This window comes from Mycobacterium sp. TH-M116 (assembly GCF_057473685.1).
The window spans coordinates 1-4,247 of the sequence record NZ_JBYCLC010000355.1 but is presented as its reverse complement, the minus strand read 5'-3'; the positions used below and the strand labels follow the sequence as shown (position 1 = coordinate 4,247).

At 60.3% G+C, this 4,247-nt stretch carries 3 protein-coding genes; 1 reads left to right on the top strand and 2 read right to left on the bottom strand.

Annotated features, from left to right (window positions below):
- A partial coding sequence (locus AC2VOK_RS18170; protein ID WP_428901712.1) for an MMPL/RND family transporter occupies positions 1-2,789 on the bottom strand: 2,789 nt, incomplete at its 3' end.
- Complete coding sequence (locus AC2VOK_RS18165; protein WP_428901713.1) at positions 2,786-3,211, bottom strand: MmpS family transport accessory protein; 426 nt, start codon at positions 3,209-3,211, stop codon at positions 2,786-2,788. The genes AC2VOK_RS18165 and AC2VOK_RS18170, both read right to left, overlap by 4 nt.
- A gap of 386 nt (positions 3,212-3,597) precedes the next feature.
- Here AC2VOK_RS18165 and AC2VOK_RS18160 point away from each other — a divergent pair.
- A partial coding sequence (locus tag AC2VOK_RS18160; RefSeq protein ID WP_428901711.1) for a helix-turn-helix transcriptional regulator occupies positions 3,598-4,247 on the top strand: 650 nt, incomplete at its 3' end.

Below are 4,247 nucleotides of genomic sequence, written 5' to 3'. Positions count from 1 at the left end.
ACCCGTAACGGCCACCAGAACCAGCGCCCGAGCAGGGTAGCGATGGACGGGATCATCAGCGAGCGCACGATCAGCGTGTCGACGAGCAGGCCCAGGCCGATGGTGGTGCCGCCCTGCTTGAGCGTGTACAGCTCATTGACCCCCAGCGAGGCCATGGTGAAGGCGAACACCAGGCCGGCTGCGGTCACCACGCCGCCGGTGCCGCCCACGGAGCGGATGATGCCCGTCTTGATGCCTGCGCCGATTTCTTCCTTGAACCGCGAGACCAGCAACAGGTTGTAGTCGGATCCCACGGCCAGCAGGATCGTGACAGAGAACGGCAGCACAATCCAGTGCAATTCCAGGCCGAGGAGGTGCTGCCAGATCAGCACGGACAGCCCGAAGCCCGTCGCCAGCGACAGCACCACGGTGCCGACAATCACCATGGAGGCGACCAGCGCGCGTGTGATGATCAGCATGACGATGAATATCAGGATCAGCGCGGCCATCGCCTCGGTCATCACGTCGTATTTAGTGGACTCCTCAATATCTTTGTACGCCGCGGCTGTGCCGCCAAGATATAATTTAGCGCTGGCCAACGGCGTTTCTTTCACCGCCTCGCGCGCGGCTTTGAGTTCTGCGTCGACATGTGAAATTGCGTCGGGGCTCGCTGGGTCGATGTCGTGCGTGATGATCATTCTGGTGGACTTGCCGTCAGGCGAGACCAGCAGTCTGAGGCCTGTCTGAAAATCCGGACTGTCGAATACCTCTGGCGGAATGTAGAAGAAGCCGTCGATTTTGGCCTTGTCGAAAAATTTGCCCATGAGTGTGCTGGTGTCGGTCATGCGGTCCATCTGAGTGACCAGGCCCGAGAAGCTGCTGTGAAGGGTGAGGAACGTGGTCTGCATCGACTTCGCGACGGCGATCAACGGCGGGATCAACGCGACCAACTTACGGGACGCATCAGCGCTGTCTTGGAGATCTTTGGCGAGAGCACGAAAGTTCGCGGCGAGTTTGTCGAAACCATCCAACGCGTCGAAGATGGAGCGTAAAGACCAGCACATGGGGATGTCAAAGCAATGCTTTTCCCAGTAGAAATAGCTGCGGATCGGCCGCCAGAAATCGTCGAAATCTGCGATGCGATCACGTATATGATCCGTAATAGCAGCCGTGTCAGCTGTGACGCGCGCACTGTCGCTTATCGAATCGGTTAGCTCTTGTTGCACCGTGTACTGGTGCTCTAAAGTCGCGATCTGCATACCGAGGTCGTCGCGGCTGAGCTTGAGAATGTCGTCGAGACGATCTTTCAGATATCGCAGGTTCTCCCGAATGGGAACCGGCTGCATGCTGATCGCGAACGGTATCGTTCCGTGCTCGATGTTGTATCCCAGTGGACGGGTGATGCTTTGCACCCGCGCGATGCCCGGCACCCGGAAGATCTGTTGGGCGATCCTGTCCAAGTCGAGCATGTCCGCCGGATTGCGCAGGTCGTGATCGGCTTCGACCAGCAAAAGATCGGGATTCAGCCTGGCGTGGGTGAAATGCTGAGTGGCAGCCTGGTCGCCGACATTGGACACCAGGCTCGCCGGTACGTAGTAACGGTCGTCGTAGTTGGTGCGGTATCCCGGCAGCGTCACCCCACCCACAATCGAGACGACCACAGCGCTGGCCAGGATCGGCACGGGCCAGCGGACGGTCGCCGTCGCCAGGCGCCGCCAGCCGTGGATATTCATTTTTCGCTTGGCGTCGAGCAGACCGAAACGCCCGCCGATGACGATCAGAGCGGGAACCAACGTCACCGAGGCCGCGATCACCACGAACAACGCCACTGCGCACGGAACCGCCAAAGTATTGAGATAGGGCAGCCGCACCAACCGCAGACAGAGCATGGCGCCGGCAACGGTCAACCCTGAGCCCAAAACGACGTGGACTACGCCACGATGTGTCGTATAAAAAGCCGTCTCGCGGTCCTCGCCGCGTTGGCGGGCCTCGTGATAGCGGCCGAGAAAAAATATTGCGTAATCCGTGCCCGCGGCGATTGCCAGCGACATGAGCAGACTGACCGCGAAGGTCGTGAAGCCGATCAGGTGAAAGCTGCCGATGTAGGCGACGACTCCGCGCGCCGAGGCCAATTCGATGAAGATCACGGCCAACACGATCAGCACGGTGACAATCGAGCGATAAACGATCAGCAACATGAGCGTCGCCACGCCGATCGTTATCGCCGTCCGTTTCGCCAGACCCCTGTCGCCGGCTTCCGTGGTGTCGGTGGTCAACGGCGCCTGACCTGTGACATACGCCTTGACTCCCGCCGGCGGATGTGAGTGCGCCACGATGTCTTCCACGGAATGCACCGACTCGTCCGCCCTCGTCGAGCCTTGGTCGCCAGCAAGGTTGAGTTGCACGTAAGCGGCTTTGCTGTCGGCGCTCTGTTCACCCCCGGCCGTGACCAATTCGCCCCAGTAGTTCTGCACCTTCTCCACATGCGTGGTGTCACGCTCGAGTTGGCGTACCAGATCGTCGTAGAAGCGGCGCGCTGCATCGCCCAGCGGCTGGTCGCCCACCAGCACCACCATGGCGACGCTGTCGGAATCAAACTCATGAAATACCTTGCCCATTTGCTTCATCGCGATCAGCGACGGCGCATCCTTGGGCAACAACCCCACCGAGTTTTCCCGTTCGACCACGTCCAGCCGCGGTACGAGGACGGTGACGGCGACCGTCAAAGCCAGCCAGCCCACGACGATCGGCACCGCCAGCCGACGGATCGCCCGGGCGATAAAAGGCCGTTCGCCGTTACCGCCGTTCATGCGGCCTTGTCCAGGCAGAAAACCTGAGCGTTGAGGCCGTGTGCGGATTGTTGATCTCTCACGATGCCGTTCACGACAATCCGGCAACCGATTGTGTCGCTGTCACCCTGGGCCACCACGTTGGTGAACACCCCGGGCAGGGTTGTGGTCACCGTGTACGACCATGGGAGCGTGGTGAAATTGGCCTGCTGCGGTTGTGCGTCCGCGTCCAGATAATTGACAACTCCGGCAGTGCCCGGGGGGCCGGTGACCTCATAAGTGACGTTCTTGACGTTGATCGGCACAATCTGTTCGACCGGGCCGGCTTCGGACAGACGGTGCGAGCCGAAGATTCCCTGTAACCGGTAGGCCACAAATCCCCCGACGGACACGACCACGACGATCACCAGCGGAATCCATATGCGCTTGAGGACGCCCAACAACATCGCACCGCCCTTTCACTCGCGTTCCATCTAGCCAGATCAACATGAGGCCATATCGCCGCATGGCCGCGACGAGTCAGATCTCTGCTGGAAGGCGCCGCCAATCCCCAGGCGTGCCACTGTCAGCAAGCAATACAGAATGCAAATCACGAGGGAACGCAATCGGGGCGCTGGACGATTCCCTGGCCAAAATTTCCACACGGCTGGAGGAACGTGGATCGATTGTCGAAATCCCAATCTGCGCATGGCGCGAAGAACCGCCCAGCGAGCGAACGGTCCGGTGCTGCCACGACTGCATATTGTCGCTGGGGACTGCCGGTCGCAGACAGAGCGAGCTTAACCTAGGAATTTGACAACCAGGATAACGCGCTGGTTACCATCTTCTCGTGGCGACGACACTGGGAGAATTTCTTCGTGCGCGCCGCGAGGCGACAACGCTCCGGCCCGGGTGCGATGGCGAGTCGCGCAGGCGGCGGCGCACGCCCGGGTTGCGCCGCGAGGAGGTGGCCGCGCGGGCGGGGATAAGTCCCGACTACTACGCGCGGTTGGAGCAGGGACGAGAAAAGCATCCTTCGGTTCAGGTGTTGGAAGCCTTGGTGATTGCGCTGAGTCTGTCTCCCGACGAGGCGGGCTATCTGTACGACCTCGCGATCCCGCAACACCGATGCCGGCAAGAGCTCGGTTCGCAACAAGGTCCCGTCGAGTATCTCCTTCTACTCATGGAGGCGTGGACGCTCGGTCCGGCCTACATCGTCAACCGCCGATGCGACGTGCTGGCCGAAAACCCGCACGCGTCGCTGCTCTTCAGCAAATTCAAGATCACTGGAAATATCCTGCGCATACTTTTTCTGGATCCCGAGGCGAAAAACTTCTGGGTGAATTGGGAATCCTACGCCAAAACCGTCGTCGCCACGGTGCACCGTACCGTAGGCGTAGATGTTGATGAGCCAGATGTGGCCGAAATAATCCTCGAACTTTCGAAAGTGAGCAGCGACTTCGTCCGGCTATGGAAAAGCCACGATGTCGGCGTGGCCGG